Annotated in this window: 17 protein-coding genes; 12 read left to right on the top strand and 5 right to left on the bottom strand. The window is 64.1% G+C overall.

Translation table 11 applies throughout. From position 1 onward, the window contains the following. Positions 1-216 precede the first annotated feature (216 nt). The 4 genes from N7650_RS20455 to N7650_RS20440 are packed head-to-tail and all read left to right on the top strand — an operon-like array spanning position 217 to position 3,902. Entirely contained in the window at positions 217-1,116 is a 900-nt protein-coding gene (locus N7650_RS20455) for a TauD/TfdA family dioxygenase (RefSeq protein WP_279899752.1), read from the top strand. Positions 1,117-1,133: 17 nt separating this feature from the next. Further along, positions 1,134-2,153: an ABC transporter substrate-binding protein gene (locus N7650_RS20450; protein ID WP_064303109.1), complete on the top strand. Its 1,020-nt coding sequence runs from the start codon at positions 1,134-1,136 to the stop codon at positions 2,151-2,153. Between the two features lie 4 nt (positions 2,154-2,157). Next, positions 2,158-3,021: an ABC transporter ATP-binding protein gene (locus N7650_RS20445; RefSeq protein ID WP_279899751.1), complete on the top strand. Its 864-nt coding sequence runs from the start codon at positions 2,158-2,160 to the stop codon at positions 3,019-3,021. Between the two features lie 14 nt (positions 3,022-3,035). Further along, on the top strand, positions 3,036-3,902 hold the full coding sequence (locus N7650_RS20440) for an ABC transporter permease (RefSeq protein ID WP_279899750.1): 867 nt from the start codon (positions 3,036-3,038) through the stop codon (positions 3,900-3,902). Between the two features lies 1 nt (position 3,903). Here N7650_RS20440 and N7650_RS20435 read toward each other — a convergent pair whose 3' ends face one another. Further along, positions 3,904-4,914 carry a WYL domain-containing protein gene (locus tag N7650_RS20435; protein ID WP_279899749.1) on the bottom strand — a complete coding sequence of 337 codons (1,011 nt, stop codon included), beginning with the start codon at positions 4,912-4,914 and terminating at the stop codon, positions 3,904-3,906. A 208-nt stretch (positions 4,915-5,122) separates the two neighbouring features. Here N7650_RS20435 and N7650_RS20430 point away from each other — a divergent pair, with 208 nt between their 5' ends. The 8 genes from N7650_RS20430 to N7650_RS20395 all read left to right on the top strand — a co-directional run bounded on the left by N7650_RS20430 (position 5,123) and on the right by N7650_RS20395 (position 12,238). Continuing rightward, a complete protein-coding gene (locus N7650_RS20430) occupies positions 5,123-5,944 on the top strand; it encodes a tetratricopeptide repeat protein (protein WP_279899748.1) in 822 nt (273 codons plus the stop codon). Positions 5,945-6,128: 184 nt separating this feature from the next. After that, positions 6,129-6,581 (top strand): MarR family transcriptional regulator, encoded by a 453-nt coding sequence (locus tag N7650_RS20425; RefSeq protein WP_009396570.1) that lies wholly within the window; start codon positions 6,129-6,131, stop codon positions 6,579-6,581. Beyond that, a complete protein-coding gene (locus tag N7650_RS20420; RefSeq protein WP_279899747.1) occupies positions 6,578-8,665 on the top strand; it encodes an FUSC family protein in 2,088 nt (695 codons plus the stop codon). The genes N7650_RS20425 and N7650_RS20420 overlap by 4 nt, the downstream gene beginning before the upstream one ends. Next, complete coding sequence (locus N7650_RS20415) at positions 8,662-8,874, top strand: DUF1656 domain-containing protein (RefSeq protein ID WP_009396566.1); 213 nt, start codon at positions 8,662-8,664, stop codon at positions 8,872-8,874. The genes N7650_RS20420 and N7650_RS20415 overlap by 4 nt, the downstream gene beginning before the upstream one ends. Further along, positions 8,871-9,746 (top strand): HlyD family secretion protein, encoded by an 876-nt coding sequence (locus N7650_RS20410; RefSeq protein WP_064303113.1) that lies wholly within the window; start codon positions 8,871-8,873, stop codon positions 9,744-9,746. Before N7650_RS20415 ends, N7650_RS20410 begins: the two co-directional genes overlap by 4 nt. Continuing rightward, the gene (locus N7650_RS20405; protein ID WP_279899746.1) at positions 9,743-11,143 is read left to right on the top strand and encodes a TolC family protein; all 1,401 of its coding nucleotides are present in this window, start codon (positions 9,743-9,745) and stop codon (positions 11,141-11,143) included. The genes N7650_RS20410 and N7650_RS20405 overlap by 4 nt, the downstream gene beginning before the upstream one ends. A gap of 151 nt (positions 11,144-11,294) precedes the next feature. Then, positions 11,295-11,534 carry a DUF2789 domain-containing protein gene (locus N7650_RS20400; protein ID WP_009396560.1) on the top strand — a complete coding sequence of 80 codons (240 nt, stop codon included), beginning with the start codon at positions 11,295-11,297 and terminating at the stop codon, positions 11,532-11,534. Between the two features lie 65 nt (positions 11,535-11,599). Further along, positions 11,600-12,238, top strand: coding sequence for a hypothetical protein (locus tag N7650_RS20395; RefSeq protein ID WP_064303115.1), 639 nt, complete (start codon positions 11,600-11,602; stop codon positions 12,236-12,238). A 3-nt stretch (positions 12,239-12,241) separates the two neighbouring features. Here the strand turns inward: N7650_RS20395 and N7650_RS20390 are convergent, their stop codons facing one another. From N7650_RS20390 to tcyJ, 4 genes are all read right to left on the bottom strand, one after another. Then, on the bottom strand, positions 12,242-12,682 hold the full coding sequence (locus tag N7650_RS20390; protein ID WP_009396554.1) for a CBS domain-containing protein: 441 nt from the start codon (positions 12,680-12,682) through the stop codon (positions 12,242-12,244). Positions 12,683-12,825: 143 nt separating this feature from the next. After that, a complete protein-coding gene (gene tcyN / locus N7650_RS20385) occupies positions 12,826-13,590 on the bottom strand; it encodes an L-cystine ABC transporter ATP-binding protein TcyN (RefSeq protein WP_009396553.1) in 765 nt (254 codons plus the stop codon). Next, entirely contained in the window at positions 13,587-14,261 is a 675-nt protein-coding gene (gene tcyL / locus N7650_RS20380) for a cystine ABC transporter permease (protein ID WP_009396552.1), read from the bottom strand. The genes tcyN and tcyL overlap by 4 nt, the downstream gene beginning before the upstream one ends. Next, entirely contained in the window at positions 14,258-15,058 is an 801-nt protein-coding gene (gene tcyJ / locus N7650_RS20375) for a cystine ABC transporter substrate-binding protein (RefSeq protein WP_279899745.1), read from the bottom strand. The genes tcyL and tcyJ overlap by 4 nt, the downstream gene beginning before the upstream one ends. Positions 15,059-15,168: the final 110 nt, after the last annotated feature.

The raw sequence follows: 15,168 nt of genomic DNA, 5'->3' as shown, positions 1-15,168 counted from the left end.
TGGCTTGCCAGCGATGAGGCCCTCAAGACCACCCAAAAACCCGAATATTCTTATTTCTTAAAGGTATTTAAATAATTTTTCTTATGCCTTTATAGTCAACCTCCTGCGTACCTGCCGACCAATCGGCGCGCCGCACGAACACGAACCAACACGGCGAAACCGTGAGTTTCTGATCGACGCGCGCTCCATTGGACGCGCTCTTCGCGGGAGTTAAACATGTCAGCGGCCTCCAACGCCTTGTCGTCCATCGACAGCGCACAGCAGCAACACTTCGAGATCCGGCCTTTCAACGGCGCAGTCGGCGCCGAGATCATCGGCCTGGACCTGGCGCAACCGGTGAATGGCGAAGACTTCGCCAAGATCCACCGGGCCCACCTCGACCATCATGTCCTGGTCTTCCGCGACCAGCGCATCACCCCGGAACAACAGATTGCCTTCAGCCGTCGCTTCGGCGTGCTGCAGATCCATGTACTCAAGCAGTTCCTGCTGGCCAATCATCCGGAAATCCTCATCGTTTCCAACATCGTCGAGAACGGCCAGAACATCGGCCTCGGCGACGCCGGCAAGTTCTGGCACTCGGACCTGTCCTACAAGGAACTGCCGAGCCTGGGGTCGATGCTGCATGCCCAGGAACTGCCCAGTGAAGGCGGCGATACCTTGTTCGCCGATATGCACAAGGCCTGGGACGGCCTGCCGGAAGCATTGCGCAAGGCGGTCGAAGGCCGTCAGGCGGCGCATTCCTACACCGCGCGCTACAGCGAGACCAAGTTCGAAGGCAATTGGCGCCCGACCTTGACCGCCGAGCAACTGGCCCAGGTGGCCGAAGTCATCCACCCCGTGGTGCGCACCCATCCGGAAAACGGGCGCAAGGCGCTGTTCGTCAGCGAAGGCTTCACCACCCGCATCGTCGGCCTGCCCGAGGATGAAAGCCGGCAGATCCTCGCCGAGCTGTACGCCCACAGCGTGCTTGAGCAGAACATCTACCGCCATCAGTGGCAGCCCCATGACCTGGTGTTCTGGGACAACCGCTCGCTGATCCACCTTGCCACCGGCTGCCCGGCGCACCTGCGTCGCAAGCTGTACCGCACCACTATCCAGGGCGACGCCCCGTTCTGATCCGTCGAGGATTCATCATGCGCAAGACTCTCAGCCGCCTCGCGGCCGGTATCGGCCTGAGCGCCAGCCTGATCGCCGGCAGCCTCGTCGCTCCGGCCACGGCCCAGGCCGAAGGCGAAATCCGTATCGCCGAACAGTTCGGTATCGTTTACCTGTTGCTCAACGTGGTCCGTGACCAGAACCTGATCGAGAAGCACGGCAAGGAACAAGGCATCGATATCAAGGTTGACTGGACCCAGCTTTCCGGTGGCGCCGCGACCAACGATGCATTGCTCTCCGGTTCGGTGGATATCGTCGGTGCCGGCGTCGGCCCGCTGCTGACCATCTGGGACCGCACCTATGGCCGGCAGAACGTCAAGGCCGTGGCTTCGCTCGGCAACTTCCCGTACTACCTGCTGAGCAGCAACCCGAACGTGAAGACCATCGCCGACATCAGCGAGAAAGACCGCATCGCCCTGCCGGCGGTAGGTGTCTCGGTGCAGTCGCGCTTCCTCCAGTACGCCGCGGCCCAGCAGTGGGGCGACAAGGAGTACAACCGTCTCGACAAGTACACCCTGGCCGTTCCGCACCCGGACGCCACTGCCGCGCTGCTCGCCGGCGGCACCGAGCTCAACGGTCACTTCTCCAACCCGCCGTTCCAGGAGCAGGCGCTGGCCAACAAGGACGTGCATGTCGTCCTCGATACCTATGAGCTGCTCGGCCCCAACTCGCCGACCGTGCTGTTCACCACCGAGAAATTCCGTAAGGACAACCCGAAAACCTACAAGGCCTTCGTCGATGCCCTCGCCGAAGCGGCGGATTTCGCCCAGAAGGACAAGGCCGCGGCGGCCGACACCTATATCCGTGTGACCAAGGCCAAGATCAGCCGCGACGAGCTGCTGAAGATCATCGACAACCCGAAGTACGAATTCACCATTACGCCGAAGAACACCTACAAGCTGGCGGAGTTCCTCTACCGCGTCGGTGCGATCAAGCACAAACCCGAGTCGTGGAAGGACTACTTCTTCCAGGATGAAAAGCCGCTTCAGGGGAGCTGAGTTCATGACCGCCCAACTGCAAGGCCACACGGCCAGCAAGCTGAGCCGAGTAGACACCCCACCGTTGTTGCAGGTGGACAACCTCAGCCTGGAATACCGCACCGCGCAGCGCGTGGTGCGGGCCACCCACCAGGTCAGTTTCGAAGTGGACAAGGGCGACCGCTTCGTCCTGCTCGGGCCCTCGGGCTGCGGCAAGTCCACCTTGCTCAAGGCGGTCGGCGGCTTCATCGCGCCGAGCGAAGGCAGCATTCGCCTGCAAGGGCAAGCGGTGCATGGCCCGGGTCCGGACCGCATCGTGGTGTTCCAGGAATTCGACCAGTTGCCGCCTTGGAAGACGGTGAAGCAGAACGTCATGTTCCCGCTACTGGTCTCGGGCACCCTCAAGCGCGCCGAGGCCGAGCAGCGCGCCCTGGAATACCTGGAGAAGGTCGGCCTGGCGGCTTTCGCCGACGCCTATCCGCACACGCTTTCCGGAGGCATGAAGGCGCGGGTGTCGATCGCCCGGGCCCTGGCCATGCAGCCGAAGATCCTGCTGATGGACGAACCCTTCGCCGCCCTGGACGCCCTGACCCGGCGCAAGATGCAGGAAGAACTGCTGGCGCTGTGGGAGGAGGTGCGCTTTACCCTGCTGTTCGTCACCCACTCCATCGAGGAAGCGTTGGTGGTGGGTAACCGTATCCTCCTGCTGTCGCCCCATCCGGGCCGGGTGCGTGCCGAGATCCACAGCCATCAGTACGACCTGCACAGCCTCGGCGGCGCCGATTTCCAGGCCAGCGCGCGGCGTATCCACAGCCTGCTGTTCGAAGACGGCCAGTCGCCGATCGCCGATGCCGAACTGGGTTTCACCGATATCCGTATCGCCTACTGACCGGGAGCCTTGTCATGACGATCCAATCTTCCCCGCGTCGGGAATACGAAATTGCCCTGCAGCCATGGGAGGGCGTCGCGCTGGAGCGCGAGCTGCCGCTGGTCCAGCGCTTGTGGCAACACGGCTGGCTGCGCAAGAGCGTGATCCTGCTGTTGATCGCCATCCTCTGGGAAGCCGCTGCCCGCTACCAGGGCAACGACCTGCTGCTGCCGACCTTCCTGCAAACCGCCCAGGCCCTGTGGGACGGCATGATCAGCGGCGAGTTGCCGGCCAAGGTCGGCGTGTCGCTGGTGGTGCTGATCAAGGGCTATGTGCTGGGCATCATCCTCGCCTTCGGCCTCACCAGCCTGGCGGTCTCGACCCAGTTCGGCCGCGACCTGCTCGGCACCCTGACCTCGATGTTCAACCCGCTGCCGGCCATCGCCCTGCTGCCGCTGGCGCTGCTGTGGTTCGGGCTGGGCGAGAACAGCCTGATCTTCGTCCTGGTGCACTCGGTGCTGTGGGCGCTGGCGCTGAATACCTACGCGGGGTTCCTCGGGGTCAACGAGACGCTGCGCATGGCCGGGCGCAACTACGGCCTGCGCGGGCTGCGCCTGGTGTTGCATATCCTGGTGCCGGCGGCGCTGCCGTCGATTCTTTCCGGGTTGAAGATCGGCTGGGCCTTCGCCTGGCGCACGCTGATCGCCGCCGAGCTGGTGTTCGGCGCTACCAGCGGCAAGGGCGGGCTGGGCTGGTACATCTTCCAGAACCGCAACGAGCTGTACACCGACAAAGTCTTCGCCGGGCTGGCGGTGGTGATCCTGATTGGCCTGCTGGTGGAAGGCCTGGTGTTCAACGCGCTGGAGCGCGTGACCGTGCGCCGCTGGGGCATGCAGCGCTGAATCAGTCTTGCTGATACGCCGCCGCCGCATTGCTCAGGGTCTGCGAGATCAACTGGCGCAAGGCCGGCGGCTGTTCCACCACCAGCTCATCGCCCTGGCTCAGCAGCCACCAGCGCAGGCTCCAGCTATTGCTGACCGTGGCCTGGAGGCGGTGGCCGTGTTCCAGGTCGGTCAGTTGCATGTCCGGTGACAATGGCGTCTCCTGCATGCGTCGGGCGAGGTTATCGCTGACCCAGGCCTGCAGCTCGATCTTCTCCGCGCTGCCGAACTGCAGGGCATCGCTGCGCAGGTAGGCTTGCAGGTCGAAGTCGTCCAGGCCCAGGGCCGGGCTGTCCAGCACGCTCAAGTGGCGGAAACGGTGTACGGCGAACTGGCGGATATCGCTGTAGGGCTGGGCCGTGGCGATCAGGTAGGCGACCTGGCCGCGCTGGATCAGGGCCAGCGGATTGAGGGTCAGGTCGACGGTGCGATCGTTATGCGCCGAGTAATACAGGCCCTGCAACTGATGCTCGTCGAGCAGCGCCTTTTGCACCGTTTCAAGGATGTTGTCCGGCACCTCGGGCGCGCGCATGTTCATCTCCGGCCGCACACTGGCGACCTTGTCCAGCCAGCGCGCGGCCTTGTTTTGCGCCGACAGGGTTTCGAGCTTTTGCCGGGCATGGGCGAAGCGGGCATCCAGGCCCTTGAGCATGCTGCCGGGCAGCAGCGGCCGCACGGCTTCCTCCACCAGTGCCAGGCTCAGTGCTTCGCTGACGCTCAGGCCACGCAACTCTACACAGGCATTCGCTGCCCAATACCAACCATAGGGAATGCTGCGGTCGTTGCGCTCCAGCGGAAAGATCAACGAAAGCTCGTTGAGATCGCGCTCGATGCTGCGCTTGCTGATAGTGAAGCCGGCGTCCTTCAGGCGCATCACCAGCTCCGTGCTAGTGATGCCCGGCGAGCGGCTGGGCAACTGGCGCAGCAATTCCCATTGACGACTGAGGGTGGCGCGTGTGGTAGCGGAGGGCAAAACGGTGAGTCCTTGTCTAGGCTTGCGGCAAAAGCAGGGTATTCGCCACATGATATGGCAATTTGCCATTAATTTATCCATTCAAGGATGAACCGTTGAATCGCTCCGACGAACGTGTTCGCGACAGGTTTTGTCGTGACGCTGCGCACAATCACGCCTCGACGCCCAGAAGGAAGCCAAGAAGGAGGGCGGTTCCATGAGGATGAACATGTCTGCTGCCAGCAATATCTATTCTCTGCTCGGGCGCCTGTTGCCGGAGCGTGTGATGCTTGCGCCCGGGCCTGCCCGTGTGCGGCGGCTCTACAGCGGTGTCGGCATGCCGGCGCAGCGCGCGGCGCTGGGGGAAAGCTTCAGCCTGGTCAGCCTGCTGGACGAAGCGCACGACCTGCAGACGGTGTATGCCGACCTGCGCAGGCAGGCGCTGGATGGCAGCGTGGCGGCGCTCAACGACCTTGGCTGGATCTGGCTCAACGGCCGTTACTGGCGCGCCGATCCGGTGCTGGCCGGGCACCTGCTGCGCATGGCGGCGTTGCAGGGCAGTGCGGTGGCCTGGTTCAACCTCGGCCAGCAGCACTACTTCGGCAAAGGTGTGCAGGTCGCCTATGCCAACGCCGCCGAGTACTACCGGCATGCCTTCGAAGCGGGGCTGGCGGAGGCAGCGGCGGCGCTGGGAGACCTGTACGAAGAAGAGGTCTGCGACAGCGACAGCGACTCCAACCCCTGGCAAATGGACCCGCGACAAGCCTATGAATGGTTCATGCGCGGCGCGCAGCGCGGAGATGCCCGGTGTCGCTTCGAGGCGGGGTATCGCTTGCTGCACGGGCTCCAGGTGGACAAGGACAGCCGTGCCGGGGTGTATTGGCTGGAACTGGCGGCGGTGGCCGGGGTGATGCAGGCGGCGGAAGAACTGGCCCTGCATTTCCAGACCGGGGGCAATGAACTGCGCTACCTGTTCTGGCGCGACCAGGCGATCGGGCTGGGCAGCCCGCTGGCGTTGGCGATGAAGGTCGAGGATCAGTTGCGCACCTAGCAAGAACATCGTGGTCCCTGTGGGAGCGGGTTTACCCGCGATTACAATAGTGAATTCACCATCGCAATCGCGGGTAAACCCGCTCCCACAGGTACGCGTAGATCGGTATCTCTCCCAGACGGCTATTGACGCTCCCCGCACCTTCGAAGGATATTAATAGTTAGCAAACTATGAATATTCCCCGATGAAGCTCGAAGCACTGCAAATGAACACCAGCAGCGGCATGGTCATGGCCAGCCGCAGTTGGCGACGCATCTGCCAGACCACCCTGGCGCGCTTTGGCATCAGCGAGGCCTGCGCCGTACCGCTGCTGATGATCCTGCGCCTTGGTGACGGTGTGCATCAGGTCGCGGTGGCCCAGGCGGTGGGGGTGGAAAGCCCGTCGCTGGTGCGTCTGCTCGACCAGTTGTGCAGCGCCGGTTATGTCCGGCGCTGCGAAGATCCAGGTGACCGCCGGGCCAAGGCCCTGTCCCTGACCGACGAAGGCCGCAGCCTGGCCGAAGCCATCGAAAGCGAACTGGTGCGCCTGCGTCGCGACGTGCTCAAGGACGTCTGCGCGGCAGATCTGGAGGCCACCCTGCGCGTGGTCAAGGCCTTCGAAGAGGCGGCGCAACGTTCGCCGGGCCTGCCCCTGTGAAGCACTTCTTCAGCTCGATGCCGCCCGCGCGGGACTGGTTCTACGGCGTGCGCACCTTCGCCGCGTCGATGATCGCCTTGTACATCGCCCTGCTCCTGCAATTGCCACGACCTTACTGGGCGATGGCGACTGTCTATATCGTCTCCAGCCCTTTTGTCGGGCCGACCAGTTCCAAGGCCCTGTACCGCGCCGTTGGCACCTTGCTCGGTGCCGCCGGGGCGGTGTTCCTAGTGCCGCTGCTGGTTCAGGCGCCGGTGTTGCTGACCCTGGCCGTGGCCCTGTGGACCGCGACCCTGCTGTTCCTCTCCCTGCACCTGCGCACCGCCAACAGCTACACCCTGATGCTGGCCGGCTACACCCTGCCGATGATCGCCCTGCCGGTGGTGGACAATCCCCAGGCGGTGTTCGACATCGCTTCGTCCCGGGCCCAGGAAATCTGCCTGGGTATCGTCTGTGCAGCGGTGGTCGGGGCGGTGTTCTGGCCGCGCCGCTTGACCCCGGTGTTCGTTGGCGCCACCGGCAACTGGTTCGGCAGTGCCATCGGCTACTGCGACATCTTTCTTGCCCGCAATGTGCCTGCCGACAGCGTGGCGGGCCTGCGCGGCTCGATGGTGGCGACCTTCAACACCCTGGAAATGATGATCGGCCAGCTATCCCACGAAGGGGCGCGGCCGCAGACGGTGAAGAACGCCCGCGAGCTGCGTGGGCGCATGATCCACCTGCTGCCGGTGGTCGATGCCCTGGATGACGCCTTGCTCGCCCTCGAAGGCCGTGCACCGGAGCAGGCCGCGCAACTGGAGGGGCTTCTTGCACAGGCGCGCGAATGGCTGAAAAGTACCGCGACGCAAGCCCCGGTAGCACGCTGGGCGGCCCTGCGCGACCAGCTCGAACGCCTGCAGCCCAGCGTCGCCGAACTCGACCAGCGCCCCGGGCTGCTGCTGTCCAACGCCCTTTACCGCCTCGGTGAATGGATCGACCTGTGGCAGGACTGCTGCAGCCTCAAGCACGCCATCGCCAATGAAGACCTTTCGCCCTGGCGCGCGGTGTATCGCCATTGGCGCCTGGGCCGCCTGACGCCTTTCTTCGATCGCGGCCTGATGCTGTATTCGGTGTTTTCTACCTTCAGTGCCATCGCCGTGGCCACCGGCCTGTGGATCGCCCTGGGCTGGGCCGATGGCGCCAGCGCGGTGATCCTCGCGGCAGTGGCGTGCAGCTTCTTCGCCGCCATGGACGACCCGGCGCCGCAGATCTACCGCTTCTTCTTCTGGACCACCCTGTCGGTGGTGTTCGCCAGCCTGTATCTGTTCCTGGTCCTGCCCAACCTGCATGACTTCCCCATGCTGGTGCTGGCCTTCGCCGTGCCCTTCATCTGCGTCGGCACCCTGACCGTGCAGCCGCAGTTCTACCTTGGCACCTTGCTGACCATCGTCAACACCGCCTCCTTCATCAGCATCCAGGGCGCTTACGACGCGGATTTTCTCGCCTTCGCCAATGCCAATATCGCCGGCCCGGTGGGCCTGCTGTTCGCCTTTATCTGGACCTTGGTGATGCGCCCGTTCGGCGTCGAGCTGGCGGCCCGGCGCCTGACCCGCTTCAGTTGGCGCGACATCGTCGGCATGACCCGCCCAGCCACCCTCGCTGAACACCGCCGCCTCGGGGTGCAGATGCTCGACCGCCTGATGCAGCACCTGCCACGCCTGAGCCAGACCGGCCAGGACAGCGGCGCGGCCCTGCGTGACCTGCGCGTGGGCCTTAATCTGCTGGACCTGCTCGCCTACCTGCCACGGGCGACCCCGGAGCCTCGGGCGGCGCTGGAAAACGTCATCGAGGAAGTCGGCGGCCACTTCCAGGCCTGCCTAGACGCCGGCGAGCGCCAGCACGCCCCGGCTGTGTTGCTGGGCAGCATGGAAAAGGCCCGTCGCGCCCTCAATCTCGACGCCATGGAAGGCTGCGCCGAAGCGCGCCTGCATTTGCTCCATGCGCTCAGCGGCCTGCGCCTGGCGCTGCTGCCGGGTGTGGAGGTTGTGCTGGAGCCCGACCCGCAATCGCAACTGCCCTATGGCCTCGACGGAGCACCCCTGTGATCGGTGAACTGGATATCAGCGGGGTATTCCTGCCCACGCTGCTGGTGATGATGCTGGTCAGCTACCTGCTGTTCCTTGGCATCCACGCGGTGCTCAACCGCCTGCACTTCTACCGCCTGGTCTGGCACCGGGCGTTGTTCAACGTTGCGCTCTACGCCGTGCTCCTTGGCACGCTGGACCACTTTTGCCGAAGCCTGATGCTGCCATGAAGAAACCGTTTTTGACCCTGGGCCGTGTGGTCCTGACGCTGTTGGTTGTGACCCTGGCGACCGTGCTGGTCTGGCAGATGGTCCTGTACTACATGTTCGCCCCCTGGACCCGCGACGGGCATATCCGTGCCGATGTGATCCAGATCGCTCCCGACGTCTCCGGCCTGATCCAGGAAGTCGCGGTGCGCGACAACCAGCCGATCAAGCGTGGCGACGTGCTCTTCACGATCGACCAGGACCGCTTCCGCCTGGCCCTGCGCCAGGCGCAGGCGACCCTGGCCGAGCGCAAGGAAAGCCTGGCCCAGGCCCAGCGCGAAGCCAGGCGCAACAAGGGCCTGGGCAACCTGGTCGCCGCCGAGCAACTGGAAGAGAGCCAGTCGCGCCAGGCCCGCGCCCAGTCGGCGCTGGACGAGGCCCAGGTGGCCGTGGATGCGGCGCAACTCAACCTTGACCGTTCGGTAGTCCGCAGCCCGGTCAATGGCTACCTCAACGACCGCGCGCCGCGCGCCCACGAGTTCGTCAGCGCCGGGCGTCCGGTACTGGCGGTGGTGGACAGCGAGTCGTATCACGTCGATGGCTACTTCGAGGAAACCAAGCTCTCCGGCATCCATGTCGGGCAGGCCGTGGATATCCGCGTGATGGGCGACAACACCCGGCTGCGCGGCCATGTGCAGAGCATCGTTGCCGGTATCGAGGACCGTGACCGCAGCAGCGGCGCCAACCTGTTGCCCAACGTCAACCCGGCGTTCAGCTGGGTACGCCTGGCGCAACGGATTCCGGTGCGCATCGCCTTCGACGAAGTACCGGCGGACTTCCGCCTGATCGCCGGACGCACCGCCACGGTGTCGATCATCGAGGACACCCGGCCATGAAAAGGCTGTCGCTGCTTGGCTTGAGCCTGCTGCTCTCGGCCTGCCAGATGGTCGGGCCGGATTACCGGTTGCCGGAGAAGGCCGCCTTCAATCGTATTGACCTGCAAGGGCAACTGCGCGCCGACGCCGACAGCGTGGTTTCGGCGCCGGTGCCGAAGGACTGGTGGCGGCTGTATCGTGACGAGCGCCTGGATGCCCTGGTCAACCAGGCGCTGGCGGCCAACAGCGAACTGCGCGTGGCAGCGGCGAACATCGCCCGGGCCCGGGCGCAGGTCGAGGAAGCCGAGGCGCAAGGCGGCTTCAACGGTGGCGTCAAGCTCGGCGCGCAGCGCCTGCAGGAGTCTGGCGAGGCCTTCCTGCTGGCGGACAAGGTGCCGGTGGCGAACATCGGCGAGGCGATCATCAGCGCGTCCTACCAGTTCGACCTGTGGGGCACATTGAAGCGTGGCGTCGAGGCGGCCCAGGCCAATGCCGACGCCGTGCAGGCCGCGGCAGATACAGCGCGGATCACCGTGGTGGCCGATGTGGTGCGGGCCTATACCCAGGTCTGCGCGGCCAACGAGGAATATCACATCGCCCGCGAGTCGCTGGACCTGCAGGACCAGAGCGTCAGCCTGACCCGGCGCCTGCGTGATGCCGGGCGTGGCGATGAAACCCAGGTGACCCGTACCGAGACCCGCTTCAAGTCGCTGCGCGCCGAGTTGCCGCGCTACCAGGCGGCGCGGGACGCGGGGCTGTACACCTTGTCGATGCTGCTGGCCAAACCGGTGGATCAACTGCCGGCGGGAACTGTCGATTGCGCCGAGCTGCCGCATATCGCCCGGGTGTTGCCGGTGGGTGACGGCGCCGCGTTGCTCAAGCGGCGCCCGGATGTACGCCGGGCCGAGCGCATGCTGGCGGCGTCCACCGCGACCATCGGCGTGGCGACCGGGCAGTTGTATCCGGATATCAGCATCGGCGCGCAGGTGGGCACCATCGGTATCCTGGAAAACCTCGGCAAGCCGGCAACCAACCGCTGGGGCTTCGGCCCGCTGCTGACCTGGACGGTGCCGACCAATGGCTCGCGGGCGCGGATCCGCGAAGCCGAGGCCGGCACCCAGGCGGCGCTGGCCAACTTCGACGGCGTGGTGCTGAACGCCATACGCGAAACCCAGACCAGCCTGTCGCAGTACAGCGCCTTGCTGGATCGGCGCGATGCGCTGGAAGAGGCGGAGCGCTCGGCGAAGCTGGCGGCGGACCAGACGCACCGGTTCTACCAGGCCGGACGGGCGTCGTTCCTCGCGGATCTGGAGGCAACCCGGACCTATACCGATATGCGGGCGCAACTGGCGACGGCGAATACCCAGGTGGCGATGGGGCAGATCGGGTTGTTCCTGGCGCTTGGTGGGGGCTGGTAGGCCGCCATCGCTGGCAAGCCAGCTCCCACAGGGTGCTGTGGGAGCTGGCTTGCCAGCGATGAGGCCCTAAACAACACCACAACTTACCTGGCCTAAACTTTCACTCCTTCAGGCAATCAATCCCTTATCAACCCGCCCAAAGGAGTGCCACATGGACCTGTCCCACCACGAATTCTCCGCCTTGTTCGAGCAACTCGGCCTGCCTTCCGATGCCACCAGCATCCAGCAGTTCCTCACCAGTCACTCCCCGCTGAAGAACGAAATCAAGCTGGTCGACGCGCCATTCTGGAGCGATGCCCAGCGCGCCTTCCTCAAGGCCGAATACATTGCCGATTCGGATTGGATCATGACCATCGATCAACTCAACGTGGCCCTCAGAAATAAACGCTGAGCGGCACCCTATGAGCTTCATTGGCGTTGCTATGCTCAGAAAAAAACAACAAGGGGACAGCGCCAATGAAAGACCCCTATGCCGTCGGCTTCTGGGCAGCCGTTGCCGCCCTGGGCCTGCTGACCGCCGGTTATTTCTACGGGGTCAGGGAAGTCCACCAGCTCGATCAGGCCCGCCAGTTCCTCTACGGAGCCGCCGGCCTGATCGCGGCCCTCGCCCTGAGCGCGCTGGCGTGGATTCGCTGGCAGTTGCTGAAGACGCGAAGGCGCCAACTGGAACAGGGACGAACGCTGGTCGCCATCTGGAACACCAAGGTTGCCCTGCGCCGTGTAGAAACCGTGTTCGACCGCTATTTCTGGGGCAGTTACTGGCAGCCGGGGCGGACCTTCCAGGAAGTGATGGGCGAGCTTGAAGGCACGCCTCTGGAGCGCAGCCTCGAAGCGCTCAAGGCGCAGTGCCAGGAGCTCGATCAGGAAACCCACGATCGCCACCGTCATTGGCTGAACAACGCCCGCGAGCTGTCCAGCGTGGCCACGGCCATGGCCCGCGAGCGCTACCAGCTCGACCTGTGCGACTCGCAGCAAAGCTCGCGACGCGGTGCTGCGGTGCTCAACCGCGACCTTGAGGTGCTGGTGTACACCTGGTCGGCGCGGTTGCGCAGTTTCGATCATCAGCTCGATGAGCTCGAGGGCGAGTACCGCTAGTTATCATTCGCCGCGGATATAGCCTTCCAGCTGGCGAATCAGATCGGCCTGCTCGGCGATGGCTTCCTTGACCAGGTCGCCGATCGACAGCAGGCCGAGCAGTTTGCCGTCTTCCACCACCGGCAGGTGGCGCAGGTGGCTGTTGGTCATCATGGTCATGCAGGTATCGACGTTCTGATGGGAGTTCACGGTGATCACCGGTGAACTCATGATCTCGCGTACTTCGGTACCCACCGATGAGCGCCCCTTGAGCACCATCTTTCGCGCGTAATCGCGCTCGCTGACGATGCCCACCACTTCGCCTCCCTCGACCACCGGCAACGCGCCGACGTTTTTCTCTGCCATCACCATCAGAGCCTCGAGCACCGTCTGGTGCGGCGCGATGGTGTAGACCTGGTCGGTATGCTGCGACTTCAACTTCAATAGCTGTGCCACGGTTTTCATTGTGGGCCCTCTGCATGGGGTGGTGTTGGTAAGGCAGATACCCACAAGAATCGTGCACGACCGCAGAACGGGCAAGGCGGATTGCGGCATCGAGGCCATTGAAAAACGTCATCGCCACGTTTTTCCCGGCCCGCTCCGTGTTTTCAGCCCTGGCTGGCGCTGTTCGCGCCGAGGATCTTGCCGAGGAACTGTTTGGTCCGTTCATGCTGCGGGTTGGCGAACAGCGCCTTGGCTTCGCCCTGTTCGACGATCACCCCCTTGTCGAAGAAGATCACCCGGTTTGCCACGTCGCGGGCGAAATTCATTTCGTGGGTAACGATGATCATCGTGCGTTTTTCCCTGGCGAGGTCGCGGATGGTCGCCAGCACTTCGCCGACCAGTTCCGGGTCGAGGGCCGAGGTGGGTTCGTCGAAGAGGATCACCTGGGGCTCCATCGCCAGCGCGCGGGCGATGGCCACGCGCTGTTGCTGGCCGCCGGACAGGCGCCGCGGATAGGCGTCTTCCTTGCCCGCCAGGCCGACCTTGGCCAGCAGTGACCGCCCCAGTGCCGCCGCCTGTTCGTGGGGTGTTTTCTTCACGATCAGCGGACCTTCGATCACGTTCTCCAGCGCGGTGCGATGGGGGAACAGATTGAAGTTCTGGAACACGAATCCGACCTGCTGGCGCAGGCGGCGGATCAGCCCGCCCTGCTGCTTGAGCGGGCGGCCGGCGTCGATCTGCACGTCACCGACCTGGATGGTGCCGCCGTCCGGGGTTTCCAGCAGGTTCAGGCAGCGCAGGAAGGTGGTCTTACCCGAACCGCTAGGGCCGATGATAGCGATGACTTCCCCGGGCTCGACGGTCAGGTCGATGTCCTTGAGCACGGCGTGATCGTTGAAATGCTTGTTCAGGCCTTGCACGCGGATCATCGTTGCGGCTCCTGGTCATGCCGGTTGACCCGGGCCTCCATGCGGTGCTGGAAGTGGGCGAGGATGCTGCAAAGGATCCAGTAGATCACCGCCACGGCCAGGTACATGGTGAACACCTCGAAGGTGCGCGCGGTGATCAGCTGCGCCTGGCGGAACAGTTCGGGTACCTGGATGGTGGCGGCCAGGGCGGTGTCCTTGACCAGCGAGATAAAGCTGTTGCCCAGCGGCGGCAGGGCCGTGCGCAGCGCCTGCGGCAGGATCGCCCGACGCATCGCCTGGGTGCGGGTCATGCCGATGCTGGCGGCGGCTTCCCACTGGCCGCGGTCGATCGAGGAGATTGCCGCGCGCAGGATTTCGCAGATATAGGCGGCCATGTTCAGCGAAAGGCCGATCAGCGAAGCCGGGATCGGATCGAGCTCGATACCGATCTGCGGCATGCCGAAGTAGATCACGAACAATTGCACCAGCAGCGGCGTGCCGCGGAAGAACGACACGTAGATGCGCGCCAGCCAGTCCAGCGGGGGGATCTTCGATAGGCGCATCAACGCCAGGGCGAAGCCCAGGATCAGGCCGAAGAACATCCCGCCGACGCTGAGCAATACGGTGTAGCCAGCGCCCTTCAGCAGGAAGGGCGTGGAGTCGGCAACCAGTTGCAGGCTTTCAGCGATCATTTGGTGACATCAGCACCGAAGTATTTCTCCGACAGCTTGGCCAGCGTACCGTCGGCGCGCAGCTTGTCCAGGGCCTTGTTGATCGCCTCGAGCAGCTCCGGCTCGCCCTTGCGCAGGGCCACGCCCGATTCCAGGCGGGAGAAGGCGGCGCCGGCCAGTTCGGTGTCCTTGGCCTTTTGCGCATATTCCAGTGCGGCCAGGCGATCGATCAGGATCGCGTCGATGCGCCCGTTGCGCAGGTCGGCGAACTTGCTCGGATCATCCTCGTAGGTGCGCACATCGGCTTGCGGTACGGCCTGTTTCACCCATTGCTCGTAGTTGGTGCCCAGGCCCACACCGACCTTCTTGCCGGCCAGGTCGGCGGCGGCATTGATGTTCAGGTCAGCAGCTTTCTTCTTCAGGATCAGCGCCTGGATACCGGAAACGGTGTAGGACTCGGAGAAGTCGTATTTCTTCTTGCGCTCGTCGGAGATGGTCACCTGGTTCACCACCACGTCGAGACGCTTGGACTCCAGGGCGGCGAGAATCCCGTCCCACTTGGTCGGCTGGACCTTGGCCTTGACCCCCAGCTCCTTGGCCAGGGCTTCCGACAGCTCTACCTCGAAGCCGGTCAGCTTGCCATTCTCGTCGACGAAGCTGAACGGTGGGTAAGTGCCTTCCAGGCCGACGTTGATCACGCCCTTGTCCTTGATGGTCTGCAGCTGCTCGCCGGCCACTGCCTGGCCGAGCAGGCTGGCACCCAGCAGAATGCCGGCGCCGACACCGAGAATGCGTTTGGTGAAAACGGAAATCGTCATGCCCTGTCCCCAGTCTTGTTGTGAAAGTGGTGGTGACTATAAGAGCGCGCTCTATAGGCCTGAAAATAATAAAAAGTAATTCTCATATTCTTTTCAGGCTTATGCGTCTG

Origin of the sequence: Pseudomonas sp. GD04058 (genome assembly GCF_029836855.1) — a bacterium.
Classification (GTDB): Bacteria; Pseudomonadota; Gammaproteobacteria; order Pseudomonadales; family Pseudomonadaceae; genus Aquipseudomonas; species Aquipseudomonas bharatica.
Note: the sequence above shows the minus strand (reverse complement) of the source record. Positions and strands in the feature narration are given on the sequence as shown.